Here is a 1091-nt window from a genome sequence, read left to right on the forward strand (position 1 = left end):
CTTGGATTCAAGTACGAAGTGCGACACCTCTGAACATAAAAACAGTAAGGTGCGATAATCATGAAGTCTGCTCCCGCCAAGAAGTAAAAAACATGAAATATTCGCACCTCACTGAGAATGAAAGGTATATGATTTCTGCGCTTAGAAAGCAAGGAATTAGTACAGCTAAAATAGCTAAACAACTGGGTCGTCACAAAGCGACTATCTATCGAGAAATTGAACGCAACTCTCGATACGACCGGTACTTTGACAGGTACTCTTACCAAGCTTGGAGAGCGCAGCAAATGGCACGCAACCGACTCAGTCGTTCGCGTAGAAACAAACGCTATGATGAGCTCGACTTCAAACTCCCAGAAGCCTTGCTACGACTGGACTGGAGCCCTGACCAAATTGTTGGACACCTTAAAGTTAGAGGCTACCCAACAATGAGCCATGAGCTCATTTATCAGCACGTTTGGAATGACAAAGCTCATGGTGGCACGCTATGGAAACACTTGCGACAATCCACCAAGAAAAGGCGTAAGAGATACAACTCAAAAGACAGTCGAGGACGCCTAGCTAACAAGCGTCATATCACCGAAAGATCGAAAGCTGCTGAACACAGAAAAGAACCTGGTCACTGGGAAATTGATACGGTCGTTGGCCGGGGCACCAAGCACTGTATTGTCACTTTGGTCGATAGAATGACTGGCTACACTTTTATTGGGCAAATGGACGACAGAACTAGCGAATCACTCAACGTTAGAATGAGTAAAATAATGACGCGCTCAGATTTACCATTTAAGACAATTACAGCAGATAATGGCACTGAATTTCACGGCTACGCCCAACTAGAAAAACACCATAACTGTTTGTTTTACTTTGCAAACCCATATCATTCGTGGGAAAGAGGAACCAATGAAAACACTAATGGATTGATACGACAATACTTACCAAAGCGAACTTCTATGTCACATGTGACACAGAAGCTTTGTAATGAAATTGCACATAAATTAAACATGCGCCCACGCAAAAGGCTTGGGTATAGAATGCCAATGGAGTATATTCATGCCCACCTGTAGAAAGTGTCGCACTTCAAACTTGATACTAAG

The 1091-nt window shown here is 43.4% G+C and carries 1 protein-coding gene; it reads left to right on the forward strand.

Annotated elements, in window-relative coordinates; genetic code table 11:
• Positions 1-92: 92 nt before the first annotated feature.
• The gene (locus tag F0249_RS19960; RefSeq protein ID WP_171757641.1) at positions 93-1061 is read left to right on the forward strand and encodes an IS30 family transposase; all 969 of its coding nucleotides are present in this window, start codon (positions 93-95) and stop codon (positions 1059-1061) included.
• The last annotated feature ends 30 nt before the right edge of the window (positions 1062-1091 follow it).

Source organism: Vibrio sp. 03-59-1, from assembly GCF_013114135.1.
Taxonomy (GTDB): domain Bacteria; phylum Pseudomonadota; class Gammaproteobacteria; order Enterobacterales; family Vibrionaceae; genus Vibrio; species Vibrio cortegadensis.

Excerpts from the sequence above, each read along its gene's own strand:
- F0249_RS19960 (WP_171757641.1), top strand. The coding sequence starts at position 93 with ATGAAATATTCGCACCTCACTGAGAATGAAAGGTATATGATTTCTGCG.